Genomic DNA, 18,480 nt, shown 5'->3' on the forward strand with positions numbered 1-18,480 from the left:
AACCGAAATGACCGGTAATGCATGCCTGCACGGCCGCTCGTGCCGGGGTTAGCGTACCGGTAATGAATCCATCATTTTTTGCAACGGCGCATATTCGGCGGCACTCACCGGTACCAGGCCACTGGCATCCTGCGAACTGACAAACGCCGCGAGGGCCTGCGGCTCATCGAGCATGGCTTTGCGAATACGGTTTTTCAGCGCCGGGCACAGGCTGGCACTGAACACATACGGGTCATAGTAGATGGGCTGCGAACGCCACTGCGCCTTTAGCTTTGTCGGCCCGATGGCATGCCGGGCCAGGTAGGCATCGGTGCGCTCGCTGGCGACGAATGCCGCATCAACCCGACCCTCCAGTAGCGCTTCCAGGGCCTTGTCGTGATTGCCGGCATACACCAGCGCACCAAAGAACTGCGACAACGGCATGCCCACCCTGGCGGCAAACTCCACATTGGGTACCAGGCTACCCGAAGTGCTTGCCGGATCGCTCAGGGCTACGCGCCTGCCGCGCAGCGCCTCGATACTGTCTGGGCTGTCACCGCGTGTCAGCAGCAACGCCTGGTAATGGCTGCCAGCCGGGGTATAGGGGCCGGCACTCAAGGTGAAGGTGGCAAACGGCTCGACACGGGGGTCGCGACGGTGGGCCAGCACGTACGATGCCGGGCCAAGGCGGGCGATGTCCGCGCCGCCGGAAACAATCGCATCCACCACGCTTTCGTAAGAGGCTGCAATCACCAGCTCTACGGGTACGCCAGCGGCCTGGCTCAGCCGTTGCAGCAAAGGTTGGTGCTCACGTGCCATGTCTTCGGGGCTTTTGATCGGTATGACAGCCAGGCGCAAGCTGTGGGGTGTGCAATCGGCCAGAGCGGCATTGGCCGACGCGTTGGCCAGCAGCAGCCATGCCAGCGTTTTCAATACACGCATGACTTTTCCTCGATGCCGTTGAAGGGCGGGTAAGCGTCTAGCTGTGCGGGCGACAACGGCCGGCTGAAGTGGTAGCCCTGGGCGATATCACAGCCGGCGAGCTTCAGGCACACCACCTGCTCGCGTGTTTCCACCCCTTCGGCGACCACTTCCAGGCCCAGGCGTTTGGCCAGGATGATGGTGGACGACACGATCGGGCTGTCGTCTGGGCTGTTGGACAGCGGCGCGATCAGCGAGCGGTCGATCTTCAATTTGCTCAGTGGCAACGAATGCAGGTGCGCAAAGCCCGCGTAGCCACGGCCGAAGTCATCCAGGCTGATACCCAGGCCAGCGCGGCGCAGGGTATGTAGGTGCTCCACCGCCGTACCTTCGGGGTCGAGGATGGTGGTTTCGGTAATTTCCAGCTCCAGCCGCTGCGGGGCTATTGCATAGCGTTGCAACTCGCCCAGCAGGCGGGTAGCGAAGTCGCCCTGGCGCAGTTGCAGGGCCGAGACATTGACGGCCAGGCGCGTTTCCCGGCCTTGGCTGTCCCAGCCCGACAAGGCCTCACAGGCCAGGCGTAGCACCTCCCAGCCCAGGTCGACAATGAAGCCGCTGCGCTCGGCCAGGTCGATGAAGCGGTCCGGGTACAGCAGGCCGAACTCGGGGTGGTCCCAGCGCACCAGCGCCTCGTAGCCCAGCACTTGCTGGGTATCCAGGCGGATCTGCGGCTGGTAATGCAGCACGAACTGGCGCTCGGCCAGCGCGCTGCCAAAAGCCTGTTCAAGGGTGAAAGCCTGGATATCCGCCAGGTTGAGCGAGGGGTCGAAGAAGCGGTACTGGGCCCGCCCGGCCTGCTTGGCCGAATACATCGCGGCATCGGCACTGCGTATCAGGCTGTCGATGTCCTGGCCGTCACGTGGGCAGATGCTCACACCCACGCTGGGGCTGGTGTTGACCTCCTGGCCGTCCAGGGCATAGGTGGCGGACAAACGCTGCACCAGTTCCCGGACCCAGGCGTTTATCTGGTCCTCGCTGCGCTCGCCGGCCAGCAGCACAACGAACTCGTCGCCGCCAAAGCGCGAGGCTTCGTCACCGGGCTCCAGCAGACGCTGGATACGCCCAGCCACGGCCTGCAGCAACAAGTCGCCGATCTTGTGCCCGAGCGAGTCGTTGATTGACTTGAAGCGGTCCATGTCGATGAACAGGATGGCCATCAACCGGCGCTTGCCACGCTGGCTGGTTAGCGCCTGGCTTGCCACCTCGACAAACTGGCGGCGGTTGTGCAGCCCACTGAGGTGGTCGGTGGCGGCGGCGTGGCTGCTGCGTCGGTGCTCGTCTTCAAGGCGGCCGATAAGCTGCTGGTTTACCTGCTGGGCCTGCTCCAGTGCGCAGAACGCTTCCTGGCGCTTGCGCAGCAGGCGCAATGTCCACACCAGGCTGGCGAGAATCATCAGCGTCATGCTCAGGTTCAGCCAGAACTGCCGCGAATAGGCCAACGTCGATGGCGCGAGGATTTCATCCTGTCGCTGGCTGACCACCACGCTGAACCCACGCTCCGGCACATGGCGGTACAGGCTCTGGTAAGCATCACCGGCTGCGTACTGGGTCAGTACGCCGGCAGCGTTGCCGGTATCCGGCAGCCCGGGGAGCAATGCATCGCCGGCCACCACCACACCGCTGGTGTCTATGCGCAGCCGTTCCAGGCCGTCATCCTGCAGCAGGCGTACCAGCCCGCTGCTGCCCAGGTCGATATGCTGGAACAGCACCGCCAGGTAGCCGATGTCCAACTGCACCACAAGGATATTGTCGATATCGCGGCCGGGCAGGTCGGTCAATGGCAGCAGAAAGGGCAGGCGCCAGTTTGGCAGGGTGGCCGGCTGGTCGGGCGGTTGCACGCGGGGCAGCAAGGGCTTGAAACCATAGTGGGCAACGTGCCTTTGCAACTGCTGCAACCAGTCTTCGGGCAGTACCTTGGCCTCGTCCGCATGGCTGGCCGACAGCAACCGGCCTTGCCGGTCGTACAGGCTCATGCGCTTGAACACCGGGTCTTCGGCCAGTATCCGCGCAAGGCTGAAGTTGCCCTGGCGCAGGACCTTCATGTCGTCCTTGGTAACCCGGCCCACGGCCTGGGCGCGGTCGACCAGCTGGCGCAGGCTTTCCCCGACGATACTGGCCAGGTTCAGGTGCTCGGTGGCCTTGGCCGACAGCGCATCCTGGCGGGCGGCGGTTTTCTGGGTAATGTGCAGCCCCCAGAGAAAGGCCAGGGTGGCTGCACAAAGCATCAGGATCAGCAGCCGCAGCAGGCTGGCGGATGAAAGCGAACGGCGAATCACTTCTGTTGTTTCCCGACCCTGGGTGATGGTCGAAAAATACGACAATGAGATGACAGGCTGATGACTGATATCAAATTGCCTTTAAGGATTTCCCGTATCTGCCAAGGGTGCCTGCACGCGCGCGGTTTCTTCTTCGATGTAGCTCATCAATGCGCTGACTTCAGCATCGCCCAGGCGCATGTTGGGCATGGCCAGGCGGTTGTATTGCTCGTAAAGCAGCATGGCCAAGGGGTCCTTTTCTGCCAGCATGCGGTCGGGTTCCTTCAACCAGCGGGTCAGCCAGTTGGCATCGCGCTGGCGCGTGACACCCAGCAGGTCAGGGCCGATCGCGGGTTGCCCCGGCTCCATGTTGCCCAGGGTGTGGCAGGATGAGCAGCGGGTGCGGAAGATCTGCTCGCCACTGCTTGGCGGGCGCACTTCGGGGGCCTGGGCGTAGTCATTGTTCATGGCGCTGGCCTGCTTCCAGTTGTGCAGGCTGTTGCCCAGGCGGTCGGCCAGGATGTAAGGGCTTTCGAAGGGCGAGGCCTTCATCCAGCGGCCGGTGGCCTGGTTGCCGATGATCAGGCTCAGGTTGTGATCTTTGGAGCGGCCGTTTTCCAGACCGTCGATCCACAGCCCCAGGCTACGGCGTAACCGCTCGATGTCGTCAGGTTCGCCGGTGAGCAGGGTCCAGCCTGGGCCGATGGCGAATTTTTCGGCGTAACGCTTCAGTGTTGCAGGCGTGTCGTTGTAGGGGTCGATGCTGATGGAGTAGAGGAAGATGTCCTTGCCGACCCGGTCGCCAAGTATCTTCTGCACCTGGCGCAGGCGTGCGGTTTCCACTGGGCAGGAGTCCGTGCAGCCGGTAAAGATGAAGTTGATGGCGACCACTTTGTCCTTGATCAGGTCGTCGAAGAAATGCACGTTCTTGCCGTCCTGGGTGAGCAGGGGGATGTTGGGGAAGTAGTCGGCGCCCCAGGGTGTTTCAGCTTCTTCAGCCACCGGTTGCTGCGGCTGGAGTGGCCAGAACGGAATGCTGGCGGCAAATAACGCCAGCACCAGAAGCAAACGCCATGAGCCGGGCATGATACGGTCCTCGATGTTTGGCTGATTGGGGCTGCTGCGCACCCCATCGCCGGCAAGCCAGCTCCCACCTCGACCGCGTCAGCCTCATGACAGGCTCCATCCTGTGCAGCAACTGTCTTGTAACAATTGCTGAAGCTGGTGCAATCCTTGTGGGAGCTGGCTTGCCGGCGAAGGGCCGCAGAGCGGCCCCCGCTTTTTGCGCTTACTGGTATTTGACTGGCGCTGTCACCGTTTGCCCCAGCGTCGATTTCACGGTGACCGTCGCCGGTGTGGCCGGGCCGAAGCCGGTGGTGGTTACAGACACCCGCCAGCGGGCCCCGGTGGTAGCGGGGGTCAGCGTGGCATTGCCCAGGCTTACCGGGCCACCGGTGGTTGCTACAGCCGCACTGATGCTGTTGCCTGTGGCCACCGTGGTGGTCCCCTGTATGTCCCAGGTGAAGCGGTTGCCGCTGCGCACCTGTACCGTGGCACTGGTGACCTGGATCTGGTCGACCGCTGCCGCCTGGCTCACCGCGATGCTGACCGTGGCCGGGTTCACCGACTCGGCCCCTTTGGCATCGCGCGCCGTGTAGTTGAAGCTGGCGGTGAACGGCGTGGCGACGGTGTCCGGTGGGGTGTAGGTCACCGTGGTGCCGTTGGTGCTGGCGCTACCCTGGCCAGAGTCCGGTTGGGTCAAGCCGACGACCGTCAACGGCAGGTTGCCTTCCGGGTCGGTGTCGTTGGCCAGCACGTTCAGGGTGATCGGCTTGCCAGCGGTGGTTGCCGCGCTGTCGTTGGCCGCCACCGGAGGCTTGTTGGCCGCGTCGTCGTTGTCGTCCCTGGCTTTGGTGCGGAAGGTTGGCAGGCCCACCGAGGCCATGTACTGCACGCCATCCCAACCTGGCAGCGGGGTCGGCATCACCTGGAACTGCCCTGGGTGTTCAATGTCCCAGCGCAGCAGCATCGACGAGTCCTCATGCTGGGTATTGTGGCAGTGCTCCATGTAGGTACCGGCGAACTCGCGGAAGCGGATGGCCATTTCGACTTCTTCCGACGAATCGGCATCCGGCCCGATGCGGTAGACGTCCTTGCGCGCCCATTTTTCCCACTCTGGTGGCGCCTTGCCGTCGCGGCTGAGGATCACGCCTTCCTCGAAGTGCACATGCACCGGGTGGCTCCAGCCGTTGCCACCGTTCTTGATCTTCCACACTTCCAGGGTGCCGTCGCCGCTGAAGCCGGCATCGGTGGACTGGTTGGCCAGTTGCGGCGCCGCACTGATACGCCGTGGGTCCATGCTGTAGCCAAAGCCGCCGTCGGTCTTGATGGTCCAGGGGGTGGTATCGGTGCCGTCAGAGCGGCCAAAGATGAACTCGCGGTGGCGGGCATCCTTGATCTTGGCCTGGTCGGCGGCCGAGTTGCGGTCAATGGCCAGCGGCAGCATTTTCAGGCCTACGGCCTTGCCCGGTTTGGCCGGCTCGTAGGCGACCGGGTCCATGCTCACATCCTGGCCGCTGTAGGGCTGCACGATCAATTGCAGGAACTTGCCCACCAGCGGGTCGCCTTTATCCCATTGCGGGCCTTTGCTGGTCTGTTTGATTACTGCCTTGTACTTTTCCGACAGCACATCGGCCAGCGAGATGGCGCCTTCCGGGCCCTTGCCGGTGCGGTGTTCCTCAATGTTGACGAAGTACAGCTTGTCGCCCACCTTGATGCCGTTCTTGGCGAAGTTGATGATGATGTCGTAGCGCTCGGCGATGCCTTGCAGCGGCAGGATGCCATTGTTGTCCTGCAGGTCGCCGTCACCATTGAGGTCCATGGTGCCGTCGAATGGCACGGCGTGCTCCATGATGTTGCCGTCGTTGGCAATCATGTGGAACGGCACCCGCGCGTACGACACGTTGGAACCGGATGGCCCCTTGAATTCGCCGCTGTTCCCGGCAATTGCACGCACGACTGCAAATTTGAAGTAGCGCGATACCGAGCCGTTGAGCAGACGGAAGCGGTAACTGCGCGCACGCACCTTGAGCTTGGGCTGGTATTGCCAGTTGACCAGCATCTGGTCGCCAAGGAAGCCATCGGTATTGAACGGGTTGAACCACAGTTGGCCGTTGGCATCCCAGGCCTTGTCGGCCATCACCAGGTTGACGTCATAGTCGCGGTTACCCCACGGCATACCCGAACCGCTGGGGAAGCGCAGGTTGACGCCATCCTGGAGGGCTTCGTTGCCGCGGTCCAGGGCGCTGTAGTAGTTCATCATCACGGCGTTGCCCTTGTAGACGTTCTGCGCCGTGAAATCCATCATGTGGTCGTGGAACCAGTGGGTACTCATGGTTTCACGCCAGTCACCGCGAATCTTGATGCTGCCGTTCTGGCAGGTTTTCAGGCCAGGTGAGCCGTCGTTGACGAACAGGGTTTCACCCGGGAAGCAGGGGAACGCGGCCCGGGGGTCCTGGGCACGGGTGTTGATGGTGTCATAGCCTGCCAGCTGCACCGGCCAACGGTAGTCATAGTATTGCCCAGGGAAGAAGTAGGCGTTGGCAAAGCCATCGCTCTCAGCCGGGGAATGGCCGTTGTGCTCATGGGTCGAGATGGTGTGCAGGCCAAAGCCGCCGTTGGCCGAAGGGTCGATTGGCAGGGCGTTGTAGTGCCGCATCAGCACCGGTTGGCCATAGCGCACCATCAGCAGCTTGACCGGGAAGGTGCCGTCGAAGGTCCACAGTGACTTGTGGTTCTGCAGGGGCATGTTCGGGTGGAAGCGGGTGTCGATGCCCTTGGTGGTGCCCAGTGTGGTTGGAATGTCGGAGGTCTGGTAGTACAGCCCGCCCGGGGCGAACTCACCGACCGCATAGTTGTGCAATTGTTTACGGTCGCGCAGGCCCTGGTTGATGCGCGCGCCGGCCTGCGCGGTCTTGAACGCGGTCTGTGGGTAAAACTCGTTCCAGCGCTGATGAGACCAGCCCTTTCCTGGTGGACGGCCTTCAGCCGGAGACCCGACGGGTTGGCGGTTGAGGAACAGCTCGATCTGCGCCTTCCACGGGTTGCGGTCCAGCACGTTGGAAAACTGGGTCGGGAACGGGTAAAGGCCCGGTTGTTTGAGGAAGGCTTCCAGGGCGGTGCCGCTGGGGCTGCTGCGCGCCACGACGTTGGGGTCCTGGGCCGGGGCAGCACCCAAGGTGGGAACCGGGAAGGTCAGGCTGGGCGGTGGCAGGGTAGGGTCGAGTTTTTCCGGGCCGAACTCTTCGAACAGCAACAATTGCTGGGTGAACGGCTGCGCACCGAATAGCGGGCTGGGCTTGCCATTGGTGGGGTATCGGTCCGAGGTTTGCAAGGCCGGCGGCAGCACGTTGTCGGTGCGCACCGTGTTGCGGTCACCGTATACGCCATCGGTCAGCTCCAACGAGCCCTCATTGGCTTCGGGCAATGTATTGAGGTTGAGCAGCGCTGGCGTTGGGTCGGCGGGCTGGTCGGTATAGGCCGATTGGTCGGTGGGCGGCGGCGGGCTGTTGTCGTCGAGGGAGGAGGCCATGGCCGTGATCAGCCCGAGGCTGAGCATCAGCGCAGTGACGGAGGACAGCTGGAATACGTGCCTGGTTGGGTGGATCACGGCAGGTGTTTTCATTGCCTTATGCCTCGCTCGCGGCGTTATGGCGCTAAGCCATCAATGGCGTTTTGCCCGGTAAAAGGCTCAGAGCAACGGCTGTGCCAACAATTTTTTCAGTAATACTTTGTTAAACAAATCCTTGCGGTGTCTGATGCGCGCTAAATAACGGGGCGTCAAAAATGGGGCTGATTCCCCACTTGCGGGCCCCCATTGCCCACAGATTGGGTGCAGTGGGTAGTGACAGCACCAGCGCCCTGGGGTATACCTGAGCGCCACCAAGGGGAGCCCGGCAACGGGCTGAGAAACCGCTGAACGCTGCAGCGCGGTGACCCTTCGAACCTGATCCGGATCATGCCGGCGAAGGGATGGGACTTGTTACCTGCCTTTTTGCCGGCCTCACTGCGAGGCCCGTTCATGCCAACTGCCAAGGTCTCGCTGTCACCCTCATCAAGGACAGCAACATGACCGAACGTTTCAGCCAGTCCCTGCGCCGCCAAAGCGAGCCGACCTGGTCGGCGGCCGTTGGCCACCGCTTCGTGACCCAATTGTGCGACGGCAGCCTGCCGGACCCGATCATGGTCGACTACCTGGTGCAGGACCACCGCTTCCTCGACAGCTTCCTGACCCTGCTGGGTGCAGCGATCGCTACGGCCGACACCTTCGAGGCGCGCCTGCGCTTCGGGCGTTTTGCCGGGATGATCTGCAGTGACGAGAACACCTATTTCCTCCGCGCCTTCGAGGCGCTGGATGTAAGCCCCCTGCAACGCAGTGAACCGGCCGATACGGCGCCAACCGCAGGTTTCAAGGCGATCATGCGCGAAGCAGCGGCCACCCGTTCCTATGTGGCGGCGCTGGCGGTACTCAATGTTGCCGAGGGCCTGTACCTGGACTGGGCGCTGATGGCGCCCAAACCCATGCCGGACAACTTCGTCCATGCCGAGTGGATAACCCTGCACGACAACCCGGCCTTCCAGGCCTTCGTTGCCTTCCTGCAGGCCGAACTGGACCGCGTTGGCCCGCAGCAAGCCGCACTGGCCAGTGACTTCTACCAGCGCACCGTCGCGCTGGAGCTGGCCTTCTTCGACGCCGTCTACCCGGAGGGCCAATGAGCATGGATATCTTCGAACGCCTGAAGAGCGCTGCCACGCAACAGTGGAACAGTTATGTCGACCATGACTTCGTGCGGCAGATGGGTGAGGGCACGCTGAGCGAGGACGCCTTCCGGACTTACCTGGTGCAGGATTACCTGTTCCTTGTCCAGTTCGCCCGCGCCTGGGCGCTGGCGGCCTACAAGAGCCGTCGCCCGGCTGATATCCGCGCCGCCCAGGCCACGCTGGCGGCGATTCTGGATGAAACCGAGTTGCACTTGCGCCTGTGTGCGCGCTGGGGGTTGACCCAGGCGGATATCGAGGCCGCGCCCGAGCACCAGGCCACTGTGGCCTATACCCGCTATGTGCTGGACTGCGGTGCAGCCGGCGACCTGCTGGAGCTGCATGTTGCACTGGCGCCTTGCGTGATCGGCTATGCCGAGATCGGCCAGGCACTGGCGCAGCGGATTGGCGACTTGAGCAACCACCCTTACCGCGAGTGGATTTGCGAGTATGCCGGGGAAGGCTACCAGGGCGTGGCGGCAGCTGCGCGCAAGCAGCTGGACGAGCTGGCGGCACGCAGCATGACCGAGCAGCGCTTCGCCGAACTGGTGGGGGTTTTCGGGCAGGCGTCCAGCCTGGAGGCGGACTTCTGGCAGATGGGGTTGGACGGGGCGTAACCTTCCACCGCGTGGAAGCGCACATGACTTACTGATTTAGCAGTGCCCTGTGGGAGCGGGCTTGCCCGCGAACACCGGCGCAGCCGGTGCCATGCAACGCGTTGGATTCTTCGCGGGCGCGCCCGCTCCCACAGGGAACGCGTCAGTTTTCAGATTTTGAGCAAGCCAGTTGCCACAGCGTCCGCGTTCTTCTGCCGCCTGAGTGTCAACTACCCAATCCGGATCCGCTTTGGTGCATTTGCGCTTCAAATCGAGTCACAGGCCACACTTTCAATTCGCCATTTCAGCGCTTTAATGTTCACTGTGCACATGACGCGCAGTGCCATGCGCCTGTTCCTGACGTGCTCTCAGGCCCGCTAGAAAGCGGCCCGCATATTGCTCTTCCAGCTCCCAACTACAACCCGGAGCCCCGTGCAATGAGCTCACCCAGCGAATTCCCCCTCAGCGAAGCCCCGCAGTCTGCCCGCAAGGGCCTGCTGCCGATTGCCATGGTCCTGTTCAGCTTCACCTTCTTCACCGGCACGATGTTCGCCGGTGGCAAGCTGGGCATGGCCTTCAATTTTGTCGACATGTTGTGGGTGGCTACCATCGGCAACAGCCTGCTGGCCCTGTATGCCGCTGCCCTGGCATTCATCGCCTCGCGCAGTGGCCTGAACACGGTGCTGATGGGGCGCTTCTGTTTTGGCGAAGCCGGCAGCCGGCTTTCGGACTTTCTGCTGGGGTTTGCCGAGCTTGGCTGGTACGCCTGGGGTACGGCCACCGTGGCCATCGTGCTGGTCAAGCTGCTGGGGCTGGCGGAAGGCTTCAGTGTGCCGTTGATGGTGTTCTTCGGCCTGGGCTTCAGCATCACCGCCATCATCGGCTTCAAAGGCCTGGATGTATTGTCGCGCGTGTCGGTGCCGTTGATGTTCGTGCTGCTGGTGGCTTCGATGTACATCGCCACCCGCGATGTCGGTGGGCTTGCCGGGCTGGCGGCGGTGGTGCCGCATGAAAACCTGACCTTTTCGGCAGCAGTGACCATGGTCTTCGGCACCTTCGCCAGTGGTGCTACCCAGGCCACCAACTGGACACGTCTGGCGCGCAGTGGCCGGGTAGCGGTAGTCGCCAGCGTCGTGGCGTTCTTGCTGGGTAACGGCCTGATGGTGGTGGCAGGCGCCTGGTGCGCGATGGTTTACCAGCAGGCCGATATTGTCGAAGTGATGATGCTGCAAGGCCTGTCGTTTGCGGCAGTGGTGATGCTGTGCCTGAACCTTTGGACCATACAGGGGCCGACCATCTACAACGTGTCGGCCGCCGCCTGCCACTTGTTGCGCAGCGAGCGCAGGCGCACGGCAACCCTGGTGGCCGCGGGGGTTGGCATTGTACTGGCGATCGGCGGCATGTACGAGATGCTGATCCCGTTCCTGGTGCTGCTGGGCTCGATCATTCCGCCGGTGGGTGGGGTGATCATGGCCGATTTCTGGTACCGCCATCGTGGCAAGTACCCGGCGCTGGCGTCGGTAAGCCTGCCTCGCTACAACCTGAACGGGCTTATAGCCTATGCCGTGGGTGCGCTGCTGGCGTATGCCTCGCCCTGGGTTGCGCCGCTGGTGGGCATCGGCGCCTCGGCGTTGTGCTATGTGGTGATGCTTGAGCTGGGCGAGCGCCGCCGGGCTCCGGGCCAGGCGGGCATCGAGCCGTGAGCCTGGCGCTGGATGAGATCCTGCATTTGCCCGGCCTGCACGAAATGCGCGTGCGGGCCGGCGCGCGCAACCTGCAGCGACGGGTGCGCTGGCCGTATGTGGCGGAAAACGAAGGCATCGCTGAATGGGTAATGGGCGGCGAGCTGGTGTTCGTCACCGGCATCAACCACCCGCGTGGCGAGGCCAACCTGCTGAGCCTGGTGGAGGACGGCGACGCCGTGGGCATTGCCGGCATGGTCATCCTCACGGGCGGCAGTTTCATCCAGGCCATCCCGCCCGCCGTGATTGCCCGTGCCGAGCACCTCGGCCTGCCGCTGATCGAGCAACCCTATGCACTGAAAATGGTGGTGGTTACCCACCTGATCGGCACGGCGCTGGTGCAGATGAGCCAGGTGCGCCGCTCGCGCAACGATATCCTCGGCCAGTTGCTCACCGGCGACTACCCGAGCCTGGCGATTGCCCGGCAGCGGGCGGCGCATTTGCAATTGACGCTGGATGAGCCGCGGCGCCTGCTGGCCTTGCGCCTGTCGGGCGTGGATGGCCTGTTCGAGCGCCACGGGCTGGCCCTGGGCGAGCGTAGCTGGCAGCTTACCCGCCAGGCCCTGGAAGACCACCTTGACGCCTGGTGCCGTCAGCGGCCGGGTAGCGTAACGGCGCAATTGCCGGGCGACCTGTTCGTGGTGCTACTGGCCGAAGCGCACGACCTGCCCGAGGCATTGACCACCCTGTATCGGCAGTTGCAGGCCGTGACGGGTGAGCTGAGCCTGTTCATGGGCCTGTCGTGCCTGGCGGATGATTGCGCGCATTACCGGCAGGCGCTCAGCGAGGCACGCCAGGCGTTGGAAGTGGCGCAGCACCTGCGCCCGGCCAACGGATACTGCAACTACAGCGAGCTGGGCGTGCTGCGCCTGTTGCAAGGTATTGTCGACCGCTCGCTGATCGATGATTTCGTCAGCCGTACCCTGGGCCCGCTGATCGCCCCCGGGCGCAAGCAGGCAAATGCCCTGGTGCACACGCTCGACGCGCTGCTCATGGAAAATGGCAATGGGCTTAAAGCTGCGCAGCGCCTGGGGCTGCACCGCAACACCATCAATCAGCGCATCCAGCGCATCGAACAACTGAGCGGCCAGTCCCTGGATGACCCGCTTTTTCGCATGAATGCTTCGGTCGCCATGCTGGTATGGCGCATGAGCGAAGCCCACGGCAAGGAGTAAACACATGAACATCATCAACGCACGCCTGCGCGGCAAGCCCGGGCTATTTCGCATCGAACTGAACGGCGAGCGCATCGCCGCCATCGTCCCCCAGCCTGAGGTGCTGGCACCTGGCACTGGCGATGATCTGGACGCTGGGCAAAACCTGGTGGTGGCGCCTTTTGTCGAACCGCATATCCACCTGGACGCCACGCTGACGGCTGGCGAGCCGAAATGGAACATGAGCGGCACGCTGTTCGAAGGTATCGAGCGCTGGGCGGAACGCAAGGAAATTACCACCCACGAAGACATCAAGACACGGGCGAAAAAGACCATTGGCATGCTGGTGAACCACGGTATCCAGCATGTGCGCACGCATGTCGATGTAACCGACCCGAACCTCACCGCCTTGAAGGCGATGGTCGAGGTGCGCGACGAAGTGCGTGCACTGGTCGACTTGCAGATTGTCGCCTTCCCCCAGGAGGGGATCGAGTCTTATGCCAACGGGCGGGCACTGATGACTGAAGCGGTGGCGATTGGCGCCGATGTGGTCGGCGGCATTCCACACTTCGAGAACACCCGCGATCAGGGCGTGTCATCGGTGAAGTTCCTGATGGACCTGGCCGAGCGTACCGGCTGCCTGGTGGACGTGCACTGTGACGAGACCGACGACCCGCAGTCGCGCTTTCTCGAGGTGCTGGCCGAAGAAGCCCGGGTGCGCGGCATGGGCGCCCGGGTAACGGCCAGCCATACCACGGCCATGGGCTCTTACGACAACGCGTACTGCTACAAGCTGTTCCGCCTGCTCAAGCTGTCAGGCATCAACTTCATCTCGTGCCCGACCGAGAGTATTCACTTGCAAGGGCGCTTCGACAGCTACCCCAAGCGCCGCGGGCTGACCCGCGTGGCGGAAATTGATCGGGCGGGGATGAATATCTGCTTCGGCCAGGACTCCATCGTCGACCCATGGTACCCGCTGGGCAATGGCAACATCCTGCGCATACTCGAAGCGGGCCTGCATATCTGCCATATGCTCGGTTATGAAGATCTGCAACGTTGCCTGGACCTGATCACCGAGAACAGCGCCCGTACCCTGAACCTTGGCGAGCGCTATGGCATCGAGGTGGGGCGGCCGGCGAACCTGTTGCTGCTGTCGGCGCCGGACGATTACGAGATGGTGCGCAGCCAGGGGCATGCACTGGTATCGGTGCGCAACGGCAAGGTACTGATGCAGCGTACGCCAGCGCAGGTGCAGCGCATGGGCTGATCAGGCCCTGAGCTCCTTCAGGTATTTGTAGACAGTGGCGCGGCCCATGTTGAGCACATTGGCAACGTAGTCGGCGCCACTACGCCCATCGAAGGCACCCTCTGCATGCAAAGCCTGCACAAGGGTGCGCTTGTCCTTCATCCGCAGCGTCTGCAGTGACAGGTTGTGCGCCTGCAGCCAGCCATGCAGGAAGGTATTGATACGTTCCTGCCAGTCGTTACGGAACAGTGCATCCGGCTGTGGCACCAGGCGGCTCACCTGGAAGAACGCATCCAGCGCCACACGAGCCTGCTCCAGCACCGACACATTCAGGTTGATGCACATCAGGTGCTCGGCTTCTCCGTCCTGGTTACGCAGCACGCTACTGATCGAGCGGATTTTCTGGCCGTTCCAGTTCAGCTTCTCGTAAGGGCCGAGATTGGTGCCGCTGAGCAGCCCCCCTAATTCCTCATCGATAGCCGAATCATCGCCCAGCTTGCGCTGGGAGAAGTTGTTGGCGATGTGCACAACTGTCTGGCTGCTCAGCTCGTGAACGATGACTTCAGCGTGCGGATAAAGCAGCAGCGCAATGCTGTCGGCGATTGCCTTGTAGTTTTCCAGGGTCATTTTCAGTCGGTAATCGAATGCCGGGCGTACATGGTGGCGGCAAAGCGCAGCTTAAACAAGGCAGGGCGCAACCAGCATTCGTACGCCTGCCCAGTGCCTGTTCCGGCCAAAATGGGCGCTAACATGCGATAAGCCGTGATTATTCCACCTTATAAAACGTTTGCAGCTGCGTTTTGTTATCGCCATAATTGGTATGTAATTACATGGTACATAACACAGTACAAAATCGTAGGAGCAAGCATGGCCCGGGGCGGTATCAACAAGGTTGTAGTGCAGCAGGCGCGTCAGGCGCTGATTGCCCGTGGCGAGAACCCCAGCATCGATGCCATACGTATCGAGCTGGGTAACACCGGCTCCAAGACCACGATTCACCGCTACCTCAAAGAGCTGAACGGCCAGCAGCCAGTGGCTTCTGAAGGTGGCGCCGCGCTGAGCGATGTGTTGAGCCGCCTGGTCGGGCAATTGGCAACCCAGTTGCAGGATGAGGCTGACCTGCATATCGAGCAGGCCGAGAGCACCTTCACTCAACAGCGCGAAACGCTTGAGGCGCAGCTGGAAATCGCACAACAGGCACTGGCTGCTGCACATCAGCAACACAAGATCGATGCAGCGGCATTGGCCGCCGAAACAGAAAAGCTGTTGTCCACGCAAAGCACACTGCAGGCCGAACAGCTTCGCAGTGCCAGCCTCAACCAGTCGCTGGGTGAATTGCAGGTACGCCTGGCTGACAAGGACGAGCAGGTCAAGTCGCTGGAAGACAAGCATCGCCATGCTCGCGATGCGCTGGAGCACTACCGCACGGCCAGCCGTGAACAGCGCGAGCAGGAACAGCGGCGCCACGAAGCGCAGTTGCAGCAAATGCAGGTGGAGGTGCGCCAACTGCAGCAGGGCATGATCGTCAAACAGGACGAACTTACACGTCTGCACCGTGATAACGAGCGTTTGCTGGGTGAGCATCGCCAAGCCGCCAGCGAATGCCGGGCACAGGACGAGTTGCTGGAACAACGCGACGCGCAGATCCAGGGCCTGCGGACGATGCTGGCCCAGGCACAGGGCGCCAGCGAGGAAATGCGCCGGCAGCTGGATGTGCAAGCGCAAAGCCTGGAGCAACGGCGCGACCTGTGCGCCGAGCAAGCTCGCCAGCTGCAGTGGTTTGAGGAGCAGATCCAGGCGCGAGACGAGGCGTTGCAGCAGTGTCGGTCGCAGTTGCCTGCTGCGACCGCAGCGCAGTAAGCCACAGACAAACGCAGTTTTTGCAGCTGCGGCGCGCATGGGGCAAAGGGTTGATCCTTTTCCTGGCCGGCCGCGCACAGGCGGCTGACCAATGATTTCGCCCCTAGTCTGTCGCCAGCACCTGCGGCTGCAATTGCCAGCGCACCGAGCTGACACCTTTCTCCAGGCTGACCCGACTGACCAACCGTTCCAGTTGCGCGGGTGCCTGCGTGGTACCCAGCAGTTCGGCGCGCACTTCCAGTCGCGCCGGGTTGGCCAGGTCTTCGCTGTGCAGTGACTGCAGGCGCAGTTGCGGATCGCCCAGGCTGTGCAACATCAGGCTGCGCACCTGGATCTCGTCCTCGGCGCGGCAGACGATGCGCACTTCGAAGTGCTGCTCCACCTCGCTGGCCGGCACCACGTTCTGGTGGTCCAGGCGCTGGGCAACCTCGCGCAGCAGGATATTGGCGCACAGCACCACCAGGCTACCCAGTGTCGCCTCCAGCAGCAGCCCGAGGCTGCACAGCACGCCGACCGCGGCCGTGCACCACAACGTGGCGGCGGTGTTCAGGCCACGCACATTGAAACCATCGCGCATGATCACGCCGCCCCCGAGAAAGCCGATGCCCGATACCACGTATGCAGCAATACGCGACGCATCAGTGGGCGCCATGCCCGGCACCGCCTGCGTCATCAGCACGAATAGGCAAGCACCGGTGCTGACCAGTGCATTGGTACGCAGCCCGGTCAAGCGTTGGCGCAGTTGGCGTTCGGCGCCAATCAGCGCCCCCAGCAGCAGGGCAATGCTGACGCGCAGCAGAAATACTTTCCAATCCATAACAAACCTCTTCCACGGGCAAACGCCCGCCTGAGCGCCATCATCAGTTGGCGTGGCTGAATAACCAGAGAATGCGCAGGACCACGAGGAGGAGGGAGGATAAGAAGGGGTTACAGGAAACCACCGTCTTGCCAGGGCGGCCAGACAGTGCAGGACACTGCCGGGCTAGCGCGCCAAGTGGGCCTGTCGCAAGCGACTGGGGCTACTGTCCAATGCAGGTCTCCTGTTCAGGGTTGCAAAATTGCGTCGGGGACCTTACGCCCCGTGGCAGACCAGGTCAAGGGCGAAATCATGACAATGGCTTCATTCGCAACAGGTCTGTATCCGGTCACGCCCGCATGGAAAAAACCGCAGGCAATCGGTACCCTTGCGGCTTCCTTCGCCATCACCCGGACCGTTCCATGCTGTTCAATCTCGCCGTGCTGTTCGGCACCCTGGTGGCCATGGAGGGCGTTGGCACGCTGGCTCACAAGTACATCATGCATGGCTGGGGCTGGTGGCTGCACCGCTCGCACCATGAGCCACAGCTGGGCATGCTCGAAACCAACGACCTGTACCTGGTGGCCCTGGGGCTGATCGCCACAGCGCTGGTCGCCTTGGGCAAGAGTGGCTACGCACCCTTGCAGTGGGTGGGTGCCGGTGTGGCGGGGTACGGTATGTTGTATGTCGTGGCCCATGACGGGTTCTTTCACAGGCATTGGCCGCACAAGCCGAAGCCGGTCAACCGTTACTTCAAGCGCTTGCACCGTGCGCACCAGTTGCACCATGCGGTGAAAGGGCGCACGGGGAGTGTGTCGTTCGGGTTTTTCTATGCGCCGCCGTTGAAGGTGCTGAAACGGCAGCTGCGAAGTAACCGCAACGCTTCGTGACAGCCTGACAGGCCCCCTTCGTGGGTAAACCCGCTCCTATGGCAAGAATCGTAACTATCTGATTTAGCGGAGAACTCTGTGGGAGCGGGCAAGCCCGCGAACACCGGCGCAGCCGGTGCCATGCACCGCGTTGGACTCTTCGCGGGCACGCCCGCTCCCACACAATGGACTGGGCAATCTCGCAGGTACTGCACTGGCATGACAGGCTGCGGTAACCCTGGAGCGGGTTTGCCCGCGAAGCGGCCATCAGCCCTGATTCACAGTGCCACCTTCAGGCTGAGCCGCCACATGCCCCCGGCTCACCCACCAGCCGAAGCCCGCGGCCGTGAAGAACATGATCAGGCTATACAGCGCCGCCGGCACCGCCATGGTCGGGTTGTTCAGCAGTGAAGGGCTCAGCGCCAGGGCAATCGCCAAGGTGCCGTTATGGATGCCGATTTCCATGCCAATGGCAATTGCCTGGCGTTTTGGAATGTTCAACAGGCGTGGCACCCAGTAGCCCACGGCCAGGCTCAGCACGTTGAACAACAGCGCCGCCAGGCCAACTACCGGTGCGTACTCGACCACAGTCTGCCAGTCCTTGGCCAGGGCCAGGACGATGGTGAAGGCCAGGAACAGCGCAGCCACCAGCTTCATCGGCTTTTCCATGCGCGCTGCAAAGGCCGGGGCGAAATGGCGAATCAGCATGCCCAATGCCACCGGCAGCAGGACAATGGCAAACACCTGCAGGACTTTGGCGAACTGCAGCGGGATGGCCTGGTCCGAGGCCATGAACCAGCCCAGCGACAGGTTCACCAGCAGCGGCATGGTCAGGATCGCGATCAGCGAGTTGACGGCCGTCAAGGTGATGTTCAACGCCACATCACCGTGGGCCAGGTGGCTGAACAGGTTGGCCGTGGTGCCGCCCGGCGAGGCGGCCAGCAACATCAGCCCTACCGCCAGGGCCGGCTCCAGGCCAAAGCCGTTGGCGATCAGGAAGCACACCAGCGGCAGCAACAGGATCTGGCAGGCCAGGCCCACCACCACCGGCTTTGGGTATTTCACCACGCGTGCAAAGTCGGCCAGGGTCAGTGACAACCCGAGGCCAAGCATGATGATACCCAGGGCAAGCGGCAGAAAGGCGGTGAGCAAGGGCGAGGCGGTCATGGGCGGTCTCTCGGGCGA

At 62.7% G+C, this 18,480-nt stretch carries 14 protein-coding genes and 1 riboswitch; of the genes, 7 read left to right on the forward strand and 7 right to left on the reverse strand.

Annotated elements, in window-relative coordinates:
* Window positions 1-48 precede the first annotated feature (48 nt).
* The 4 genes from ACIQUI_RS19865 to ACIQUI_RS19880 all read right to left on the reverse strand — a co-directional run bounded on the left by ACIQUI_RS19865 (window position 49) and on the right by ACIQUI_RS19880 (window position 7,899).
* Window positions 49-921 (reverse strand): phosphate/phosphite/phosphonate ABC transporter substrate-binding protein, encoded by an 873-nt coding sequence (locus ACIQUI_RS19865; protein ID WP_403201892.1) that lies wholly within the window; start codon window positions 919-921, stop codon window positions 49-51.
* Complete coding sequence (locus ACIQUI_RS19870; RefSeq protein ID WP_403201895.1) at window positions 909-3,236, reverse strand: putative bifunctional diguanylate cyclase/phosphodiesterase; 2,328 nt, start codon at window positions 3,234-3,236, stop codon at window positions 909-911. The genes ACIQUI_RS19865 and ACIQUI_RS19870 overlap by 13 nt, the downstream gene beginning before the upstream one ends.
* Window positions 3,237-3,317: 81 nt before the next feature.
* Window positions 3,318-4,301, reverse strand: coding sequence for an SCO family protein (locus ACIQUI_RS19875; RefSeq protein WP_403201897.1), 984 nt, complete (start codon window positions 4,299-4,301; stop codon window positions 3,318-3,320).
* Between the two features lie 202 nt (window positions 4,302-4,503).
* On the reverse strand, window positions 4,504-7,899 hold the full coding sequence (locus ACIQUI_RS19880) for an Ig-like domain-containing protein (RefSeq protein ID WP_403201899.1): 3,396 nt from the start codon (window positions 7,897-7,899) through the stop codon (window positions 4,504-4,506).
* A 250-nt stretch (window positions 7,900-8,149) separates the two neighbouring features.
* Window positions 8,150-8,264: riboswitch (TPP riboswitch) on the forward strand.
* A gap of 78 nt (window positions 8,265-8,342) precedes the next feature.
* On the opposite strand from ACIQUI_RS19880, the gene ACIQUI_RS19885 reads away from it, so the two are divergent.
* The 5 genes from ACIQUI_RS19885 to codA all read left to right on the forward strand — a co-directional run bounded on the left by ACIQUI_RS19885 (window position 8,343) and on the right by codA (window position 13,791).
* The gene (locus ACIQUI_RS19885) at window positions 8,343-8,990 is read left to right on the forward strand and encodes a TenA family protein (RefSeq protein ID WP_403201901.1); all 648 of its coding nucleotides are present in this window, start codon (window positions 8,343-8,345) and stop codon (window positions 8,988-8,990) included.
* A complete protein-coding gene (gene tenA, locus ACIQUI_RS19890; RefSeq protein WP_403201902.1) occupies window positions 8,987-9,649 on the forward strand; it encodes a thiaminase II in 663 nt (220 codons plus the stop codon). The genes ACIQUI_RS19885 and tenA overlap by 4 nt, the downstream gene beginning before the upstream one ends.
* Before the next feature lie 416 nt (window positions 9,650-10,065).
* Entirely contained in the window at window positions 10,066-11,331 is a 1,266-nt protein-coding gene (gene codB, locus ACIQUI_RS19895; RefSeq protein ID WP_403201903.1) for a cytosine permease, read from the forward strand.
* Window positions 11,328-12,545 (forward strand): PucR family transcriptional regulator, encoded by a 1,218-nt coding sequence (locus ACIQUI_RS19900; RefSeq protein WP_403201904.1) that lies wholly within the window; start codon window positions 11,328-11,330, stop codon window positions 12,543-12,545. The genes codB and ACIQUI_RS19900 overlap by 4 nt, the downstream gene beginning before the upstream one ends.
* A gap of 4 nt (window positions 12,546-12,549) precedes the next feature.
* On the forward strand, window positions 12,550-13,791 hold the full coding sequence (codA, locus tag ACIQUI_RS19905) for a cytosine deaminase (protein ID WP_403201906.1): 1,242 nt from the start codon (window positions 12,550-12,552) through the stop codon (window positions 13,789-13,791).
* Here the strand turns inward: codA and ACIQUI_RS19910 are convergent, their stop codons facing one another.
* Window positions 13,792-14,397: a transcriptional regulator gene (locus tag ACIQUI_RS19910; RefSeq protein ID WP_403201908.1), complete on the reverse strand. Its 606-nt coding sequence runs from the start codon at window positions 14,395-14,397 to the stop codon at window positions 13,792-13,794.
* A gap of 240 nt (window positions 14,398-14,637) precedes the next feature.
* Here ACIQUI_RS19910 and ACIQUI_RS19915 point away from each other — a divergent pair, with 240 nt between their 5' ends.
* Window positions 14,638-15,630, forward strand: a complete 993-nt coding sequence (locus ACIQUI_RS19915; protein WP_403201910.1) for a DNA-binding protein — start codon at window positions 14,638-14,640, stop codon at window positions 15,628-15,630.
* 103 nt (window positions 15,631-15,733) lie between these two features.
* Here the strand turns inward: ACIQUI_RS19915 and ACIQUI_RS19920 are convergent, their stop codons facing one another.
* Entirely contained in the window at window positions 15,734-16,447 is a 714-nt protein-coding gene (locus ACIQUI_RS19920; RefSeq protein ID WP_403201912.1) for an MgtC/SapB family protein, read from the reverse strand.
* A gap of 401 nt (window positions 16,448-16,848) precedes the next feature.
* Here ACIQUI_RS19920 and ACIQUI_RS19925 point away from each other — a divergent pair, with 401 nt between their 5' ends.
* Window positions 16,849-17,316 carry a sterol desaturase family protein gene (locus tag ACIQUI_RS19925; protein WP_403201914.1) on the forward strand — a complete coding sequence of 156 codons (468 nt, stop codon included), beginning with the start codon at window positions 16,849-16,851 and terminating at the stop codon, window positions 17,314-17,316.
* A 246-nt stretch (window positions 17,317-17,562) separates the two neighbouring features.
* Here the strand turns inward: ACIQUI_RS19925 and ACIQUI_RS19930 are convergent, their stop codons facing one another.
* The gene (locus tag ACIQUI_RS19930) at window positions 17,563-18,462 is read right to left on the reverse strand and encodes a bile acid:sodium symporter family protein (RefSeq protein ID WP_403201916.1); all 900 of its coding nucleotides are present in this window, start codon (window positions 18,460-18,462) and stop codon (window positions 17,563-17,565) included.
* Window positions 18,463-18,480: the final 18 nt, after the last annotated feature.

The sequence above is a fragment of the Pseudomonas sp. NPDC090592 genome (assembly GCF_044769185.1).
Lineage (GTDB): Bacteria > Pseudomonadota > Gammaproteobacteria > Pseudomonadales > Pseudomonadaceae > Aquipseudomonas.

What these genes read in the sequence shown, in the direction of transcription:
- ACIQUI_RS19925 (WP_403201914.1), top strand. Translation starts at nt 16,849, where the DNA reads ATGCTGTTCAATCTCGCCGTGCTGTTCGGCACCCTGGTGGCCATGGAG.
- ACIQUI_RS19885 (WP_403201901.1), top strand. Translation starts at nt 8,343, where the DNA reads ATGACCGAACGTTTCAGCCAGTCCCTGCGCCGCCAAAGCGAGCCGACC.
- ACIQUI_RS19875 (WP_403201897.1), bottom strand. Translation starts at nt 4,301, where the DNA reads ATGCCCGGCTCATGGCGTTTGCTTCTGGTGCTGGCGTTATTTGCCGCC.
- ACIQUI_RS19930 (WP_403201916.1), bottom strand. Translation starts at nt 18,462, where the DNA reads ATGACCGCCTCGCCCTTGCTCACCGCCTTTCTGCCGCTTGCCCTGGGT.
- ACIQUI_RS19865 (WP_403201892.1), bottom strand. Translation starts at nt 921, where the DNA reads ATGCGTGTATTGAAAACGCTGGCATGGCTGCTGCTGGCCAACGCGTCG.
- ACIQUI_RS19915 (WP_403201910.1), top strand. Translation starts at nt 14,638, where the DNA reads ATGGCCCGGGGCGGTATCAACAAGGTTGTAGTGCAGCAGGCGCGTCAG.
- ACIQUI_RS19880 (WP_403201899.1), bottom strand. Translation starts at nt 7,899, where the DNA reads ATGAAAACACCTGCCGTGATCCACCCAACCAGGCACGTATTCCAGCTG.
- ACIQUI_RS19910 (WP_403201908.1), bottom strand. Translation starts at nt 14,397, where the DNA reads ATGACCCTGGAAAACTACAAGGCAATCGCCGACAGCATTGCGCTGCTG.
- codB (WP_403201903.1), top strand. Translation starts at nt 10,066, where the DNA reads ATGAGCTCACCCAGCGAATTCCCCCTCAGCGAAGCCCCGCAGTCTGCC.
- tenA (WP_403201902.1), top strand. Translation starts at nt 8,987, where the DNA reads ATGAGCATGGATATCTTCGAACGCCTGAAGAGCGCTGCCACGCAACAG.
- ACIQUI_RS19920 (WP_403201912.1), bottom strand. Translation starts at nt 16,447, where the DNA reads ATGGATTGGAAAGTATTTCTGCTGCGCGTCAGCATTGCCCTGCTGCTG.
- codA (WP_403201906.1), top strand. Translation starts at nt 12,550, where the DNA reads ATGAACATCATCAACGCACGCCTGCGCGGCAAGCCCGGGCTATTTCGC.